At 47.4% G+C, this 17,502-nt stretch carries 13 protein-coding genes; 5 read left to right on the top strand and 8 right to left on the bottom strand.

Annotated elements, in window-relative coordinates:
* Nucleotides 1-3: 3 nt before the first annotated feature.
* Complete coding sequence (locus H3H32_RS20420) at nt 4-1,152, bottom strand: DPBB and LysM peptidoglycan-binding domain-containing protein (protein ID WP_182457492.1); 1,149 nt, start codon at nt 1,150-1,152, stop codon at nt 4-6.
* A gap of 373 nt (nt 1,153-1,525) precedes the next feature.
* On the opposite strand from H3H32_RS20420, the gene porX reads away from it, so the two are divergent.
* Nucleotides 1,526-3,091 (top strand): T9SS response regulator signal transducer PorX, encoded by a 1,566-nt coding sequence (gene porX / locus H3H32_RS20415; RefSeq protein WP_182457491.1) that lies wholly within the window; start codon nt 1,526-1,528, stop codon nt 3,089-3,091.
* Between the two features lie 88 nt (nt 3,092-3,179).
* Here porX and H3H32_RS20410 read toward each other — a convergent pair whose 3' ends face one another.
* From H3H32_RS20410 to H3H32_RS20390, 5 genes are all read right to left on the bottom strand, one after another.
* Nucleotides 3,180-4,412 carry an ROK family transcriptional regulator gene (locus tag H3H32_RS20410; RefSeq protein WP_182457490.1) on the bottom strand — a complete coding sequence of 411 codons (1,233 nt, stop codon included), beginning with the start codon at nt 4,410-4,412 and terminating at the stop codon, nt 3,180-3,182.
* Between the two features lie 183 nt (nt 4,413-4,595).
* Entirely contained in the window at nt 4,596-5,720 is a 1,125-nt protein-coding gene (locus H3H32_RS20405; protein ID WP_182457489.1) for a hypothetical protein, read from the bottom strand.
* 117 nt (nt 5,721-5,837) lie between these two features.
* A complete protein-coding gene (locus H3H32_RS20400) occupies nt 5,838-6,776 on the bottom strand; it encodes an ADP-ribosylglycohydrolase family protein (RefSeq protein WP_182457488.1) in 939 nt (312 codons plus the stop codon).
* A gap of 7 nt (nt 6,777-6,783) precedes the next feature.
* Nucleotides 6,784-10,626, bottom strand: a complete 3,843-nt coding sequence (locus H3H32_RS20395) for a hydantoinase B/oxoprolinase family protein (protein ID WP_182457487.1) — start codon at nt 10,624-10,626, stop codon at nt 6,784-6,786.
* Between the two features lie 3 nt (nt 10,627-10,629).
* Nucleotides 10,630-11,382 carry a DeoR/GlpR family DNA-binding transcription regulator gene (locus H3H32_RS20390; protein ID WP_182457486.1) on the bottom strand — a complete coding sequence of 251 codons (753 nt, stop codon included), beginning with the start codon at nt 11,380-11,382 and terminating at the stop codon, nt 10,630-10,632.
* 54 nt (nt 11,383-11,436) lie between these two features.
* On the opposite strand from H3H32_RS20390, the gene nudK reads away from it, so the two are divergent.
* The 4 genes from nudK to H3H32_RS20370 all read left to right on the top strand — a co-directional run bounded on the left by nudK (nt 11,437) and on the right by H3H32_RS20370 (nt 13,245).
* Nucleotides 11,437-12,018, top strand: coding sequence for a GDP-mannose pyrophosphatase NudK (nudK, locus tag H3H32_RS20385; RefSeq protein ID WP_182457485.1), 582 nt, complete (start codon nt 11,437-11,439; stop codon nt 12,016-12,018).
* Nucleotide 12,019: 1 nt separating this feature from the next.
* Complete coding sequence (locus H3H32_RS20380; protein WP_182457484.1) at nt 12,020-12,241, top strand: hypothetical protein; 222 nt, start codon at nt 12,020-12,022, stop codon at nt 12,239-12,241.
* A gap of 62 nt (nt 12,242-12,303) precedes the next feature.
* Nucleotides 12,304-12,585 carry a hypothetical protein gene (locus H3H32_RS20375; protein WP_182457483.1) on the top strand — a complete coding sequence of 94 codons (282 nt, stop codon included), beginning with the start codon at nt 12,304-12,306 and terminating at the stop codon, nt 12,583-12,585.
* Complete coding sequence (locus tag H3H32_RS20370; RefSeq protein WP_374191847.1) at nt 12,586-13,245, top strand: sensor histidine kinase; 660 nt, start codon at nt 12,586-12,588, stop codon at nt 13,243-13,245.
* Nucleotides 13,246-13,753: 508 nt separating this feature from the next.
* Here the strand turns inward: H3H32_RS20370 and H3H32_RS20365 are convergent.
* Together H3H32_RS20365 and H3H32_RS20360 are read right to left on the bottom strand one after the other, a co-directional pair.
* On the bottom strand, nt 13,754-14,104 hold the full coding sequence (locus H3H32_RS20365) for a hypothetical protein (RefSeq protein WP_182457481.1): 351 nt from the start codon (nt 14,102-14,104) through the stop codon (nt 13,754-13,756).
* 242 nt (nt 14,105-14,346) lie between these two features.
* A complete protein-coding gene (locus tag H3H32_RS20360) occupies nt 14,347-17,406 on the bottom strand; it encodes a condensation domain-containing protein (protein WP_182457480.1) in 3,060 nt (1,019 codons plus the stop codon).
* Between the last annotated feature and the right edge of the window lie 96 nt (nt 17,407-17,502).

Genomic DNA, 17,502 nt, shown 5'->3' with positions numbered 1-17,502 from the left:
AGGCTAACGGGCAATGTAACTTACCTCAGCTCGAAAACGCCGATCATCGGGCGAAAGTTTCGCGAAAGCCTGTGCCGATAGTTTAATGAGAATTTTATCATTGACGCCTGTATTGGGCAATCGGCCAATGACTTTCACCCAAAGGCTCTGATTATTAAACTCATTCCTGACTTGTACCAGGGTACCAATCGGTGCTGTGCGATGTAGCGCCAGGTATTTTCCGGAGCCATCAGCCTCAATCATTTCGGCTATACCACTGGCCGAAATACGTCGTCCACGCGTAGGCATGGGAGCGTCGTTCCCTGGCCGTGGGGGTTCTACTTCGGCCTCAGCTGGTTTTGTGTCGGTTGCTGAGGGCTTCGTTGGCGAAGTTGCGGTTTCTCGTTCTAGATGACGCTCTGGTTTTGGCTCAGTGGGCGTAGTCGCTCGTGGCTCGTTGGAGCGGGGTTCGGGCGAAGTAGTTGCCGGTTTTGTAGGCGTCTCCTTAGTGGGTGTTTCAGTTGTTTTCGGAGCTGGCGCTGAAGGTGTCCGGGCTAAATACGCTTTTTCGGAAACGATCAGTGCCTGCCCAATCAGCACGTTGTTGCCCGACAGATTATTCCATTTGCGTAAATCGGACTGCTGTACACCGTATCGGCCCGCCAAGCTGTAGAGCGTTTGACCGGTTTCAACTACGTGTATGCCCGCTCGTGCCGGATCGTCGGTTTTTTTCTGCTCTTTCTCCGGTTCTTTTTCAGCTTTCGCGACGGGCTTAGCCATCAATTCCTTCTCTTTCTCGGCGGCTTTCGCTTCCCGTTTTTCTTCCTTTTCCTTCTTCTTAACGGCTTTGTCGATGGCTTTTTCTTCTTTCCGACTTAGGGCACCATCAGGAATCGGGACGCGAACAAGCTGGTCGTACCGAACCGCATCTTTCATGTCGGGGTTGGCGGCTTTGATCTCGGCAACCGAGCGTTTATACCGCCGGGCAATGGCATAAAGCGTCTGCCCTTCGTCAACGCGGTGCAGAATGAACCGTTTGCCGTCTTTTTTTTCGACACCAACCGAGTCGATAATTGGTGGGTGAACAAATGCAGTTGGCTTGGCTTGGATAGTATGTGTGAAGGCAATACCGCCCAGTAGAAAAAAGGCGTATGTGAAGTGGATTCTGTTCATGGGTTATTATCAGTCGAGATACGACCGGGTGTTCGACTGTTAGCTATAAACGGCGTTGTTCGTAAAAATAACGTAAAGTAAAGCAGAAATACTATCCTGCCCTTCGGATTAGCCGACTATACTTGTCGACCATTCGGCGAGCGTGATTTCACTGATTTACAAAAGCTAAGAAACAAAGTAACTAAGTAGGCGTCAAAAGCCTTTAGTTGCCAGAGCCCCTGGCAATATATTTGTGCTGTTAAAAAAGCTTAATGCCGAACCGCCCGAACAGAACCGGACGTTTAATGTTAAACAAAGAAGAGTTTTTGTTTTTAAGGTAGTATGCTGTAAATCGATACTGTACTGCCTACACTACCAAACACCCCACGAACGCATGCAAAATTATTCGATACTCTGGGCCGACGATGAAATTGATCTCCTGAAGCCCCATATTCTGTTTTTGAAGAATAAAGGATACGATGTTACCTCTGTCAACAGTGGCGCTGATGCACTCGATCATGTTGAACAGACTAATTATGACGTCGTTTTTCTAGATGAAATGATGCCCGGTATGACGGGACTGGAGACGCTCGCGCAAATTAAGCAGATGCGTCCTAACCTGCCTGTCGTCATGATTACCAAGAGCGAAGAGGAGCACATCATGGAAGAAGCGATCGGCTCCAAAATCGCCGATTACCTCATTAAGCCGCTCAACCCCAATCAGATTTTACTTTCGGTCAAGAAAATTCTGGATAATAAACGACTCGTAACCGAACGGACGAATATTGGGTATCAACAGGATTTTCGGAATATCTCCATGCAATATAACGACCGCATGAATTTCGAAGAATGGGCTGATGTCTATAAAAAGCTTATTTACTGGGAGTTAGAATTAGATAATTCGCAGGATAAGAGCATGGTAGAAGTTATGAATATGCAGAAGAGCGAAGCCAATTCGGAGTTCTGCAAATTCGTGATCGACAACTATGAAGACTGGCTGAATGATCCTAAAATGAGCAGCCCGGTCATGTCGCACCAATTGATGCGGAAGAAGGTATTCCCCTTGGTGGAACAAGCTGGCAGCGCGGCTCCCTTATTCTTTATTCTGATCGATAATCTTCGTTACGACCAGTGGAAGGTGATTGAACCTCTTTTGGCTGAGTACTTTACAGTTGAAGAAGAATCGTCGTATTACTCTATTCTGCCAACCACGACTGGCTTTGCCCGTAACGCTATTTTCTCGGGGATGATGCCGAGCGAAATGGAACGCAAACATCCTGATTTATGGGTTAATGATGATAGCGAGGATGAAGGATTGAATAACCACGAGGATGAGTTCCTGCGTCGGCAACTCGATCAGAGTCGACTGAATATCAAAACGTCTTATCATAAGATTCTAAACGTTAACCAGGGGAAATCGCTGGTTGATAACTTCAATAATCTGTTGCAGAATCAGTTGAATGTGGTTGTGTACAATTTCGTGGATATGCTTTCGCACGCCCGAACGGATATGGCCATGATTAAAGAACTGGCTCCCGACGAGTCGGCCTATCGTTCGATTACGCGGTCGTGGTTCTTACACTCTCCTTTACTGGAATTCGTACAGAAAATTGCTGCCAAAGGTGGTCGCCTGATTATCACAACTGATCACGGCATGATTCGGGTGCAGAAGCCAGCCAAGATTGTTGGCTACCGCGAAACCAATACGAACCTGCGTTACAAACAAGGCAAGAACCTCGGTTTCGATGACAACCACTTATTTGTTGGCCGTAAACCTGAGCGGTTGTTCTTGCCTAAACCGAACGTGTCAACAGCTTACGTCTTTACACTGGAGGACTACTTCTTTGCGTATCCGAACAACTACAATTACTACGTAAACCATTACCGGAATACGTTCCAGCACGGGGGCGTATCGCTGGAAGAAATGATTATCCCGTTTGCGTATCTGAAGGCGAAGTAGGGAACAGTTAATAGAAAGAGGCCGATATTGATACGCCATATTTTCAAAATATGGCGTATCAATATCGGCCTCTTTCTATTAACTGTCATCAATAATTAGAAAAAATAGCCTCCATCATATAAGCGTGAGTGCCTAACCACTTGGCCGTATTATCGAGTTTAGTAAGTTCGATGGTCAGATCAGTTCGGAAATCGCTCAGGCAATATTTGCTGATAGCCTGCTCGATGGTATTCAGGATGAAAGTTGCAGCTTTGGCGAGCACACCATCAACAATAATGATTTCGGGGTTGAACAGGCTGATGGCAATGGCAAGGCCTTTTCCTAATTGAAGACCCGTTTCATGAAGTATATCGATAGCGTATGAATCGCCCTTATAGGCTGCGTTAATGATTTCGTCGATATCAATTTCTTCAACTCGGTCATAGAAAGCGGCTAATTTAGAAACCTGACCAGCCAGAATGTCGCGCTGTACCCGTTTCACCAGGGCTGATGCGGAGGTTACGGTGTTTAGACAACCAATTTTGCCGCAATAACACAGTTCACCGTCGGGGTCAATCTGAATGTGTCCCAGTTCACCTGCGAATCCGTTCCCGCCCTGAAAAACTTCGCCATTGACAATAATTCCCAGACCTACACCCCAGTCGATATTGATGGCTAACACCTGTTTCTTACCCTGCGCTCCGCCAAATCGGCTCTCGCCCAGCACCGTCGCTTTGGTGTCATTGATCAGATAAACGGGATACCCAATTTGCCTTGACAGCCAGTCGGTTATTGATTCATTGGCCGGACTTAAATGCTTATAGGTCATATTGAGCCCACGCCGAGTATCAATTAAACCCGGCATTGACACCCCAACGGCAATAATTGCATCAGAAGATAATCCCGAATCAGCCAGGGCGTTGGCAAAATAATCGGCCAATGAAGCCAGAAAGGTAGGATTGTCCACTAACCGAAGATCATAGTCGCCACGAAACACTACTTCGCGTTGCGTATTCATGAACAGGATCTTGGTGTCGTGCGTACTGACATCCAACACGGCAACATAGTTATGCTTGGTATTGAGGCCAAACAGTACAGGTCTTCGACCATTGCTTCCGGTGGCCATGCCCAGCGTTGTTACCCATTTGTTGTCAATTAGCTCCTCTACCAGATTGGTAACAGATGGGACACTACTATGTAATGCTTTTGTTAAATGGGCTAGCGTGCAAGTGCCCTCTGTGTATAAATGGGCCAGTACATCCCGTTGTTTTTGTTTCTTTTTGTAATCAACAACAGACTGTTGACCAGGCCATTCTTCATCAAGTGTTACGCTAGCATTCATTAGGTATAAGGATATTATTCAAAAAGAGTTAAAAAAGGAAGTATTCGTTGCTTCTCTTGCTCAAAGAAAACTCTTTAATTGAATTACTTAGGTGATTGTAAAGGAGTTTATGATTTATTCTGGTTAGAAGTAAGCTAGATTTAACAACTATTAATTAGATGTCACCCTAATCTCCAGTAAAGTCTATTTTACAAAACGCAATTCGTTGTTCTTGTAAATACCCAGGCCTTCGTGATCTGCCAGAAAAAATAAAGTACCATCAGCAGTAACGACCATCTTTTGCACATTCATCCCTGGGCCAGCAGCAAATTGTTGACCTCCACTTCCTTGAAGTTCTGGCGTGAGTATGTTCTGCCACTGCTTTATATCTGATAAATCAGCTGTTAGCTCACCCTTATGAATCCCTAATTGCGAGAAAAAGTAAAGGCACTTGTCTACTGGATTGTAAGCAACCGGCCCAATACGATGTCCTCCTCGCCAGGTAGTCATGATTCCTTCTTTTTGCGTCCCATCAGGCTGCATAGTTGTAACGTTGACTGGTGTTTCGACGTCTCTGGATAAGAGTAAAGAGTTGATTGTTTGGTCGCTAACTTTCAAAATACTACCATGAGTCATAAACATATGGCTGACTCCGCCAGAGATATAGACATTGGATGGGTCTTCACAAAAGCCAAAAACAGGATTCAAACCCAGTTGAATACTGTCTTTTTTTAGCTGAATGAAACGTCTCTTGTTTGCATCGAAGGCAAATACATCACCACCCCATTCGCCATAATTGAATCCTAGCCAAAGACGATCATGGCTATCTATGAAGTAGGCGGGCGTTGCAACCCATCCTTTTTTAATAAACCGAATGCTTTTGTTGCCAGAATAGCTGTTGTCGGGGAAATACGTCTGCTGTTTATCTGGATCAACAAGCCCACCTTTGGTTACTAATAAACAGCGGTTTTGATTGTCGAAGATGATCCCGGTTAGCTTACCGGCATACGTGCCGATATCATGCCACTGATTCGTCTGTTTGTTGTATTGTTTCAGGTAATGAGCTGTATCGCCGATAACGATAGCCCCCTTTCGGTCTTTTGTTATCGCCACCACCATTGAGTCAATAGTAGTCGTTGACTTTGCTAATTGCCCGGAGTTCAAATTGACTTGTTTTAGAATGCCGTTTGTTGTGAGCAACCAGACATTCTCACTGTCAATAATAAAATCTTTATACGTTACCTCTTCTTCCTCTACCGACTGAGCATGGCTAGGGATTTCAATAAAGCAAATGAAACAAAGTAGGACAACTAGCAGAGAACGATTCATGAGCTGATTTGCAGATAGATAGGTGATGGACAATAAGTAGGCTAACGTAAATGATCAGCTAATTTATCTGTCTGGTCAATATCTTGTGTCTCAGCGTATAGTCATTATTTTAGTTAGTTACGAGCAACGAAGAGCGAATCTCTGTGCTAAGTCTTCGATCTCCTCCCGTTTTGCTACTCCCTGTATCCAGTGGACTGGAATGGCTTGATAACCGTAAAATAGTCCGGCCAGACCACCGGCAACAGTCGCTGTTGTATCGGTGTCTTCCCCTAAATTAACCGCTTTTAGAACACATTCAGAGTAAGAAGAGGAAGCCGTAAAACACCATAAACTGCTTTCCAGAGTATCCAAAACATAGCCTGAACTTCGAATATTATTTTCATCCAGCTGGCTAATATCATTATGAAGGATACGGTTAAAGAGACTCACTTCACGATTAGAAAATGACTGTTGCTCTATGAATTGATTGACAAGCTCTTGCATTCGTTCATAAGCAGCAGATTTATCTAACTGTTTTAACAGCCCAATGGCGAACTCTGTATAAATAAAGCACGCCAAAATCGAGCGTAAATGATAATGAGTAATGCCAGATACTTGCTTGATCAAATCATAACGAATGGCTATATCTGGTTCTGACTGTGTGTAGAAAGCCATTGGCAGAATACGCATGAGTGACCCGTTACCATTATTTGTCTCCGACATACCTCCTGATATTAAGGGAGAGGTGCCATTCATGAGTCGATCAATCGCCCCACTAGTTGCATTTCCAATATCAAACACGGTCCCATGAGCGCTCCAATAACCAAAACAATACCAGCGAACGAATCGATTCGCTATATCGGTCAAGTCAAATCCATGACAAAGACTTTCTGCCGTACAGAATAACATCGAACTATCATCGGAAAATGTACCCGGAGGCTGATTCCAGGTTCCATACCCAATGTAATCCTGAACGGGGTTATTGCTCAATGAACTCCGAGATTTGAATTCAACGGGAACTCCTAGGGCATCACCAACAGCTGCTCCGAAAAAAGCCCCTTTTATTTGATCCTCCATAGTTTAATTATTTAGTGTTAGCCCCTCCGCCCCCTGGCGTTTCAATTCGGATACGTTCTCCGGGTTGCATGGCGCGGGTGAAAATGCCTGGCAGACTTTCTGTTTGACCATTAGCTGAAATCAGCGTTTGACTGCCTATGGCTCCTGATTGTCCACCATGTAACCCATAAGGGGCCACCACCCGATGCTGACTCAAAAGGGTTGCCTGTACAGGTTCCAGAAACTCAATTTCGCGGATAATTCCGTCGCCCCCGCGCCATTGACCATTGCCCCCGGACCCTGCCCGAATGGCGAACTGATGCAGGCGTACCGGATAGCGTCGTTCGAATTCTTCGGGGTCGGTGAGTTTGGTGTTGGTCATGTGCTGATGCACTGCTGAGCGACCATCTGAACCGTCGGTAGCCCCGGCACCACCCCCAATAGTTTCGTAATAGCCGAAGTTGCCCGAACCGGCTCCCGACTTCCCAAACAGGAAATTGTTCATCGTTCCCTGACTACAGGCGGCCAAGCCAAGGGCTTTCAGTAGAGTATCGACCAGCCGCTGACTGACCTCGGTATTGCCGCCCACTACCGCCGGACAAAGTGCAGACTCGTTAGGGAAAACTGGATTTAGGAAGGATGACTCAGGTAAAATCAGATCGACGGGAGCCATTAAGCCTTCGTTTAGCGGAATATCGCGTCCGCACCATAAGCGAAGTACATACAAGACGGCGCTGTATAGAATGGAAATATTGGCATTGAGATTGTGCGGGTGCACGCCTGAAGTTCCGGTAAAATCGAATTGAATGCGTGGCGTAGAATCGACAGTACTTTTTTTCGAAATCTGGATTTTCAAGCGAATCCTGTGCCCATCGTCCAATCCTTCTTCGGCTTCGTAGACGTTTCCGGCTAACGGTTTCAGCACCACCGAAATAGCACCCGTGGCCGATTGCTGCAACCGCTTCATATACTGTTTCACCGTTGATATGCCATACTGCCGAACGAGCTGTTGAAGGGCTGTTTCACCGGCTTTTAGCGAGGCCAGCGCGGCTTCAATATCGGCTCTGTTTTCGGCCAGGGCACGGGTCGGGTAGGGGGCATCTGTAAACCGTTGGGCAAGTGTATCTTCCCACAAAAACTGCCCGTTCTTCACGACATACATGGGTTCTAGCACAACTCCTTCTTCGATCAGCGACACCGCGTCGGGTGGCATTGATCCCGGAACTTTACCGCCAATTTCGGCGTGGTGTGCCCGGTTTATGACGTAGCCGATAAGCTCATTGTCATCCGTAAAAACACCGCTTAGTAACGTTACATCGGGAAGGTGTGAACCACCAAATTTCGGGTGGTTCGTGATGATAACATCGCCCGGTTCTAGCGTAGGCATGGCTGCTAAACTCAGGCGGGCGCAAACACCCAGACTGCCCAAGTGGACCGGAATGTGTGGCGCATTGGCCACCAGCTCGGCATTGGCATCGAGCAGGGCACACGAGAAGTCGAGTCGCTCTTTGACGTTGACGGAGAAGGCCGTACGCTGTAATTGCGCGCCCATTTCTTCGGCAATCGCCCGGAACCGCTGGGTGAATAATTCTAACTGAATAACCTCGTTCGATTCGACGATGGTTTCGTTGTCATTATCTTCAATGTAATCAACAAGTGCATTCCTGTTTGCCTGAACGATCAATCGCCAACCGGGTTCAATGAAAGCTGATGAGGTTGTGTTAAGGAGCAACGCTGGCCCCCGAAACGTATCACCTTCCTGTAGTTTCGTCCAGTCGTAGGCCGGGTAAGCCTCTGTCTGGAAAGCCGGAGCAGCATGATGATGACTCACTGGTGAACTGCCCACTGGATTTTCGGGACTAACGGTACTACTAATGACCCGAATACTTTCCAGTTCGATAGGCCGATTCGCAGGGAAATGGCCGTATAACCGTTGATACTTTTCCCGGAAATCGTCTTCCAGATTCGCACTAAACGGAATATCAACAGTGGCTTCCTGACCTGACAAACGCAGAAACAACGAGATGGTCTTTGTGTCAATAGGAACATCGGCCCCAACGTCTTCCCGTAAAGCTTCGGTTGCGCTCTGAATCAATCCGTCGATCAGGGTTGGTAGATCAGCTTCTACAACTGATAAGGACTGTAACACCGACCGTGTTGCCATGCGCTCGATTTGGGCCTGACCAATCCCATAAGCACTTAGCAGACCGCCATCGAACGGCAAAATCAACTGCTCCATGCCCAACAGTCGGGCAATGGCGCAACCGTGTAACCCACCAGCTCCACCAAAGACCAGCAAACTATAGTCCTTTGGATCGAAACCGCGTGCTACCGAAATCTTGCGAATGGCTCCGGCCATCGTTTCGTTGGCAATCCGCTCAAAGCCACGCAGGACTGTTAATTCGTCGGGTCGGCTACCCGTTTGTGTTTCAATTTGCTGGATGACTTCTGCTAAGGCTTCCTGGGCTTTTTCGGGAAACACAGGAATGCCAAACTGTTTTGGATGAAGTTTTCCCAGGAGTAGATTGACATCGGTAATGGTCAACAGGAGTGGCTTGCCGGTAGCCGAAGCGCCGTAACAGGCCGGACCCGGATTTGCTCCAGCGCTCTGAGGTCCCACACGCAATTGGCCAGACGCGGCTCCGTGACTCTCGAACCAGCAAACGGAGCCACCGCCAGCCGCTACCGTTTCAATCGCCAGTGATGGCAATTGTAAATCAAACGGCCCAATTTTGGTCGTAAACCGATAATCAGCTCCCCCCTGAATTCGGGCGACATCGGTACTGGTGCCACCCATGTCGAGGGTTAATACCGGTTGATTCTTCGCAATGGAAGCTGCCCCAATAACACCACCGGCTGGCCCACTTAACAAACTATCTTTCGGTTGAAACAAGTCTGCCCGAACTAGTCCGCCCGAACTGGTCATGATTCGCACGTTAGCACCACCGAGTTGCAACTGAACGTTGTCCAGATAAGACCGCATTACCGGAGTCAAGTAAGCATCGACCACGGTTGTTTGCGTGCGGGATACATATTGCGGAGTCACCGAAACGCTGGTGGAGCGGGTTATGTAAGTAAAGCCAGCTTCGGTTAGAGCCGTATGGAGTTGTTGTTCGTGAATTGGGTTTTTATAGGCATTCAATAGGGAAATCGCAATGGCATCCGGTTGCGTTTCCTGAATTTGTGAAACAAGCGCGTCAATCGTCTGGCTGGATAAAGGCGTTAGCACTTGACCATCAGCGGCTATGCGTTCGTCCACTTCCAGGACGGAATCATAAAGAACTTCGGCGGGGGGGATAGCGAGTTGAAATAAATCAGGGCGTTGCTGCGTGCCAATTTTGAGAAGGTCTTTAAAACCTTTTGTAACGAGAAGTGCCACGCGGCCGCCTTTCCGTTCGAGTAGCGCATTGGTTCCTTTGGTCGTTCCCAGGCGCATTTCCAAAGGCGGAAACGGTTGGTTGATAGGCGTTTGTGTCAATAAGCGAGCCGCCAAAACAGGGGCTTCTTCGCCGGTGAAAAGCTCGACTGTTTGTAACGCGCTGAGGTGTAACGCGGTGATGCGGCATTCCGACATCCTGTCCGCAGAGTTCAATGCGGACAGGATGTCGGAATGCCGCATCACCGCGTTACACCTCACTGTCCCATCAACTGCCAATGACTCTATGGTAAACAGTTCATCGGTTTCAATAACCCGTAGCTGATACCCATCAAAAATAGGTGCTGTTAACCAGGGCGCTACAAGTTTGCCATCGATCAACTGACCGCGTAGGCGGCTACTGCTCAGCACTTTGGTTCGGTGTAAATTCCCATTGGGGTCAAGAGCGAGGCCGTCGGTAAAGGTGCCGCCCGTATCAATCCAGATTTGGTACATGGGTTAATTGATCAGCGTAATTCCCGCCTGTCGATAGGCTGTTACAAGCTCAGGGTTCGCTTCCTTATCTGTAATGAGCACATCGAATAGGCTTAATGGCGCAAAATAGAGGTATTTGTTGGTTTCTAATTTCGAGGAATCGCAGAGGAGATAAACTTTTTCAGTTTGTCGGGCCATTGCCGTCGCTATGCTCGCTTCCTTCTCGCTGTTGGCACTCAACCCATGCGCCAGCGAGATACCATCGACGCCCATAAACGCCCGGTTGGCTCGATAACGGGCCATATGTTCTTCGGCAATCAATCCATGAACTGCCTGCCGCTCTTTATCGACTTCACCGCCTACTAAATTAACGGACACTTCTGACTCCATCAGTTCTGCCACAACGGGCAGCGAATTCGTGATTACCGTAATGCGTTTATTGCGGATGAATGGGCAAAGCCGAAACACCGTGCTGCCACAATCCATGAAAATCACATCGCCTTCCTGAATTTCCTGGGCGGCCAGCTGGCAGATATAATCTTTCCGTTCTGGATTAACGGCGGTTTTGTTCGAAAATCGGTGTTTATCGGTGGCCAGGCTTACTTTCATAGCGCCACCCCGCGTTCGGTAAACTAGCCCTGAAGCCGCCAATTGAATCAAATCTCGTCGAATAGTCATCTCCGACGTTTGTACCAATTCGGCCAATTCACCCACATCCACCGAGCCGCGTTCCTCGACCGCTTGTATAATAAGTTGCTTTCGCTGTTGGAAATTCATACCCGATTTATTTCTTTTGTTCAAAAATAAACAAAATTGAACAATTTTAAACAAATGACTACTGAACGCGTACAAATAACGGAGGAGAAATTACTTTCCGACAACTGGTACATTCTGAAACGTTTTACATTCAATTATCTGGGTAAGAATGGAAAATGGACTACCCAACAACGCGAGGCTTATGATCGGGGCAATGGGGCTACTATTTTGTTACACAATCCACAAACCGACACGGTGATTCTGACCCGCCAGTTCAGATTGCCGACCTTTGTGAATGGTAACCAGTCAGGTATGCTGATTGAAGCCTGCGCAGGTCTGCTCGACGATGAGCATCCGGACGATGCCATCCGACGGGAAATGGAAGAAGAAACCGGCTACCGGATTCAATCGGTCCAGAAAATTATGGAAGCCTACATGAGTCCGGGCTCCGTGACCGAAAAGCTATTTTTCTACCTCGCTCACTACACCGCCGACACCGAGCGAAATGCCGGGGGAGGCATCGACGAAGAAGAAATTGATATTCTGGAACTTCCTGTTAGTCAGGCGATGGTAATGATTAAAAACGGTGGCATCATGGATGGTAAGACGATCATGCTGTTGCAGTATTTGCGTTTACAGCAGCTAAACCAAAACTGATATGCTTATTCTCATAGCTGGACCCTATCGCTCTGGCACCAACGACGATACAAATCTGATTGCCCAAAATATGCAGCAAATGGAGGAGGCAGCCTTAGCGGTTTATCGGTTGGGACATACGCCCATTTGTGGCGAGTGGATCGCTTTACCCCTCATTCATATGGCTGGTTCTACGCAACTTGGTGATGCTGTTTTCAATGAGATCTTTCACCCCGTTGCCTGAATCATTTATGGTGGTTCCAACTAGATTCGGCCAGAGCTAGCTTTGCTACAGCCATCGTGCACTTGCAGCGGTACAACGCTTTAAATGATTCGCTGATCAACGAAACAATTAAGCAGCGAACGGCCCTGTTTGAGGTTCAATATCAAACACAGGAAAAAGAACAGAATATTACGTGGCTTCGTCAGCAGGGAACGTTACGGGAAGCTCAATTGCAAAAAGCCCAGACAACGCGCAATTTTATCATTGTTGGGGCAATTATGCTGATATTGCTTTTGGGGCTGGTGTATAATCAGTATCATCTTAAGAAAAACAGTCACCAACAGTTACAGAAACAGCAGGAATAAATCAATCGTAAGAATGCTACCCTGCAGGTATTACTGACTGAAAAAGAATGGCAATTAAAGGAGATTCATCACCGGGTTAAAAACAACCTCCAGATCGTCATGAGTCTATTGAACTCCCAGGCGGCTTTCTTGCTGGACCCTTCAGCTTTGTCGGCCATTCAGGAGAGTCAGCACCGAGTCCATGCTATGGCCCTGATCCACCAGAAACTCTACCAGAGTGAGGGAGTTGCCCGCATCCCTATGGGTGCTTACATTCAGGAGGTGATGGCTTACCTCCACGAGTCGTATGAGCTTCCCCAAATCATCGGCTTTGACTTGCAGGTTGAGCCTATCGAACTAGATGTGACCCAGGCGGTGCCCTTAGGCTTAATCATCAATGAAGCCATCACTAACGCCCTCAAATACGCCTTCCCGAATGGGAGAGCAGGGAGGGTGCAGGTCAATTTGCATAAGTGGAATGAGGGAGGGTATGAGCTGGTGATTGCCGATGATGGGGTAGGCTTACCGGCCGAACTCGACCCAACTCAGAGCCGCTCACTGGGCATGACGCTGATGTATAGCTTCAGCGAACAGCTCGGAGGGAAGCTTCAGATCAGCAATCACTCGGGGCTGAGTATCCGCTTACAATTCCACGATGAAGTAGATACAGTCCATACTTGAGTAAAGAAAAACGTTCAACGTTGGAAGCTAGAAATACATCTAAGTCTGCTACATGTACAGGATAAGGTTGTACAAATAGTAAACGACCCTACTATAAATGCGATAATCATTCACTCTGGTATTAGGCTCTGCTGCCGGTTACTTTAGTTAATGCCTGGCTTACCCAAGAATAGCTAGTACTCTTCCAATTTAGATTCTAGAGATTCTTTTGATTCTACCTGATGGATTATTGATTATCAGTATAATACTGTCAATAGAATCCTACAGAATCAATAGGATCTAGTTTGGTAAAGCACTAGCTTGACATGAAAATTAGTAAAGTTATTACAGGATAAGACGCTGTGTCTTGTCGGGAAATCAACCGGACGTTTTTCTGAACGGTTTTGCTAGCTGATTACGACAAGTTCAGTTAATGATGATCAACGACCTTTTTGTGAACGATACCAAATGAACTAATTTAAGTGAACCGCTAATTTAGGTTACATATTAAATTCAATTGGTAATCTGGCTATTGACGCAATAAATTGAAGAGGGCAACATTAATAAACAGGGTTTCTTTCCACTTCTTTTCGGCTCTCAGCACGCCCAGTTGCTCTAAGCTACGCAAATATTTAGAGGCCGTCCGGCGGTCGACTTGTAGGCGATCAACCAAGTACTCGATTTTACTATAGGGGTACTCGAATAAGACCTCGATTAACTCTTTGCTATATACTTTGGCTTCGAACTTGCGTGCTGAAGCCGCCCAACTTTCCTGGCGCAGGATAGGTATGGTTTCTACGAGTTCACGCGCAGGCAGTAACAGGGGTAGCTTATTGTAAGGGAGTTCAGCTTGAATTGATTCATGTACAAATATGTACATGAAATGTACGCGATACGGCTATGATGTACAAAAGATGTACATCATAGCTTTTATACTCCTAAACTAGGCATACGTGATTCAAGCCTTTTCGATTGCTAGTTGGCTGGATCGGTATGCTGGGCATTTTCTGAGATTAGCTGGACGTTATTCTAAGCGATTTTTAAGTAAGCGAGGAGAAATAAACATTTTCAATAAATGTCTACTCCGAGCCACAGGACATTTAATGGAAGTTAAATGTTGATCTAAGGTATCAAATACGGCTGTAGAATACGACCAATTTCCGCAATAGTTTCTGGATCGCTGAATAACGTGTTATGTTCACCAACCAAATGATAGACTTCAACGCCTTGGCGAGCATGACGCCCCCACCCAAAATCTACCTTTTTAGAGACTAACGCAAAGGTATTCGCTTTGATAGCCCGCAGAAAAACAAGTTTTCCTTTATAAGGTTTAAACTCATACCGGCTATAGGCTTCCCGTAAGCTTCTAACAAGCAAACTATCGGGTTCGCTCGCATCTTGTTCAACGGAATAACTGACTTCAGACCTCCTTAAACCAGGAACAGTCTGCCAGAGCCGCCGAAATAAGTAGTGACTGATCCATGGAATTTTCTGACGAAGAATGGGCAAGAGCACCACCGGATGTTTGGAAAGTGAGCGCCAGTACTGATAGTAATACCCAAGGAGCTGATGAAGGGGATATTTCGTATGGTTATCTGCATCCGGATTGATGGGGTATGCATCGATCAACGCGAGCAATTGTACCTCTCTACCCATCTGAGTTAGCTGACGGGCCATCTCGAAAGCTATGATGCCACCCAGTGAAAAGCCCCCAAGGGAATATGGACCCTTCGGTTGCTTCTGGAGAATAAGTTGAATGTAGTGAGCCGCCATGGCTTCAATGGATTTCAAGGGTTGCGTAGTGCCATCCAGGCCAACAGCGCGAAGGCCATACAATGGCTGCCCCTCCGATAGGTAAGGCGCCAACTGGTAGACATAATGTATATCCCCCGATATAGGATGAACTAGGAAAAGTGGGTTTTTTGCCTCAGGTGACTTGACGCCAACCAGGCATTGCCAGGCCAGATCGGATTGACTGGTTTGCAAGTAAAGGGCCAGTTGGCGCAGGGTAGGATGGGCAAAAACACTGCTGATCGGGAGCGAATGAGTGGTCTGGCGCTGAATCGCAACGGTCAATTGAAGAGCTAACAGCGAGTGCCCACCCAAAGCAAAAAAATCATCATCCAGGCCCATGGTCGGCCGCTCAAGCAGCTCACACCAAATCTTTTCAAGCAGCTTGACGACTGACGGATGTAGGAGTTGGCCCGCTAAGTCTGGCTCTTCGGGTCGGGTTATTCTTGATTGATCAGGTGAGATGGATAGAGGAGCCGATAGACCTCCTATCAACGGCTCAACGGCTTGATCAGGTTGGGTTAGAAGTTGCTCCAGAAGCTGAATGAATTGATCGGCCAGCTTGGTTATGGCTTGCTCAGTGAACAAGTCGGTTCGGTAAGTAAACGTACCCATCAACCCATCATTAGCCTCCTGGCAGGAAAGACTCAGGTCGAATTTGGCCCTATGCTGCTGGAAAGGGACAGACTCAATCTGTAAATCATTTAGCGCCCAGCAGTTTGTTGTGTCTTCCTGAAAATCAAAAAATACTTGCACCAGAGGTGAGTATGCCTGGCTCCGTGAGGGGCTGACCTCCGCTACAATTTGTTCAAATGGAACGGCTTGATGTTCGTAGGCGTCCAGGGCCAGTTGCCGTACCTTTCGGACTAGTTGCCGAAAGGTTAAATCTGCGGATACATCTGCGCGCAGTACGAGTGTATTGACAAAAAAACCGATTAGGCCATCTAATTCGGGATTACTACGCCCAGCCACGGGTATACCAATCACGATATCCTGGAGACCTGTGATTTGACGAAGCCAGACCATGTAAGCAGTCAGTACCCGTAAAAATAGCGTTGTGTCCGGTTCCTGGAAGCCGTGGCGAAGCGGATGCCAGCGTGAATTAGGCAGGAAAAAACAGTAGTCGGCCCCCCGGAATGATTCACTGGCCGGACGGGACTTGTCAATAGGCAGCGTAAGAATGGGAGCTACCCCAGCCAACTGATTTCGCCAGTATTCCAACTGGCGGGTTAGTGTTCCCAGTCCATACTGCTCCGTCTGCCACCGTGCATAATCGACGTATTGAATTGGCAAAGGGGATAGACTAACCGGCAGACCCTGGACCTGCGCCGTATACAGAAGGCTAAGTTCTCTGGCCAGCACTCTCGTTGACAACCCATCAAAAATAAGGTGATGAACAGTCAGCAACAACAACCAGGACATCTCTCCCACTTTTGCCACGTTTACCCGCACTAAAGGTCCCTTTATCAGGTCGAACGGCTGGTAGGCCAACTCCCGTAGCCAACCGTCAACTGTCTCCTGTTGAACGAAGTCCATTAGGTTAGCAAAATCGCTTACCGGTATGTCGATCAAAAAAGCAGGCTCAATTTTTTGAAAAGCAACTCCGTTGGTATGCCCAAAGGTGGTACGCAGGATTTGATGCCGGTCAATGAGTTGATTGAGACTTTGCTGTAAGCTCGGCAGGTTTAGTGAGCCGCTAATACGAAGCACGATGGGTACGTTATAAGCGCCCTGTACCGAGTAAAGTTGCTCCAGAATCCACAACCTGTTTTGAGCGAATGAGAGCGGAAAGTGAGCCGTCAGATCAATTTTGCCTGATGACCCCGGTATCGATTGAACCAGCTCACGGGGTAATGCATCGATGTACCCGCCCAGTTTATGCAGGGTTGGGTAGTTGAATACATCCGTCATTCTTAACCGGACTCCGAACTGCTGTGAAATAAGGCTGATTAACTGGATTGCCATCAGGGAGCTTCCCCCCATATCAAAAAAATGATCACTTCGATTCAGTTTGCCTATCCTTAGCACCGAGGTCCACAAAGGTGCCATCGCTCGTTCCGTTGGCGTCTGTAGATCGACCTGATGGTGGGGTGTGTCGAATGGAATCGACGGTAAGTTCGCTTTGTCGACTTTCCCATTGGCCGTCAACGGAATGGCCACTAAGGGAATAAATACATTAGGAATTAAATAATCGGGTAGGCTGGTTTTCAGGAAGGCTCGTAAATCATCGGGTTTGATAACGTCTCCCGATTTAGCTACCAGGTAGGCCACTAAGCGTTTTATCCCCGAGCTTAATTCATCAGCTACCACCAAAGCCTGGGCAATGGTAGAGTGCTGACAAAGCGCCTGCTCAATCTCGGCTGGCTCAATCCGAAAGCCGCGAAGTTTCAACTGATTGTCCAAACGGCCCAGAAACTCAATGGTACCGTCGGGCTGATAGCGGGCCTGATCGCCGGTTCGGTAAAGCCGACTACCTGGTCGATGACT

The organism is Spirosoma foliorum, from assembly GCF_014117325.1.
GTDB classification, from domain to species: domain Bacteria; phylum Bacteroidota; class Bacteroidia; order Cytophagales; family Spirosomataceae; genus Spirosoma; species Spirosoma foliorum.
This window is presented reverse-complemented; position numbering and strand designations above follow the sequence as displayed.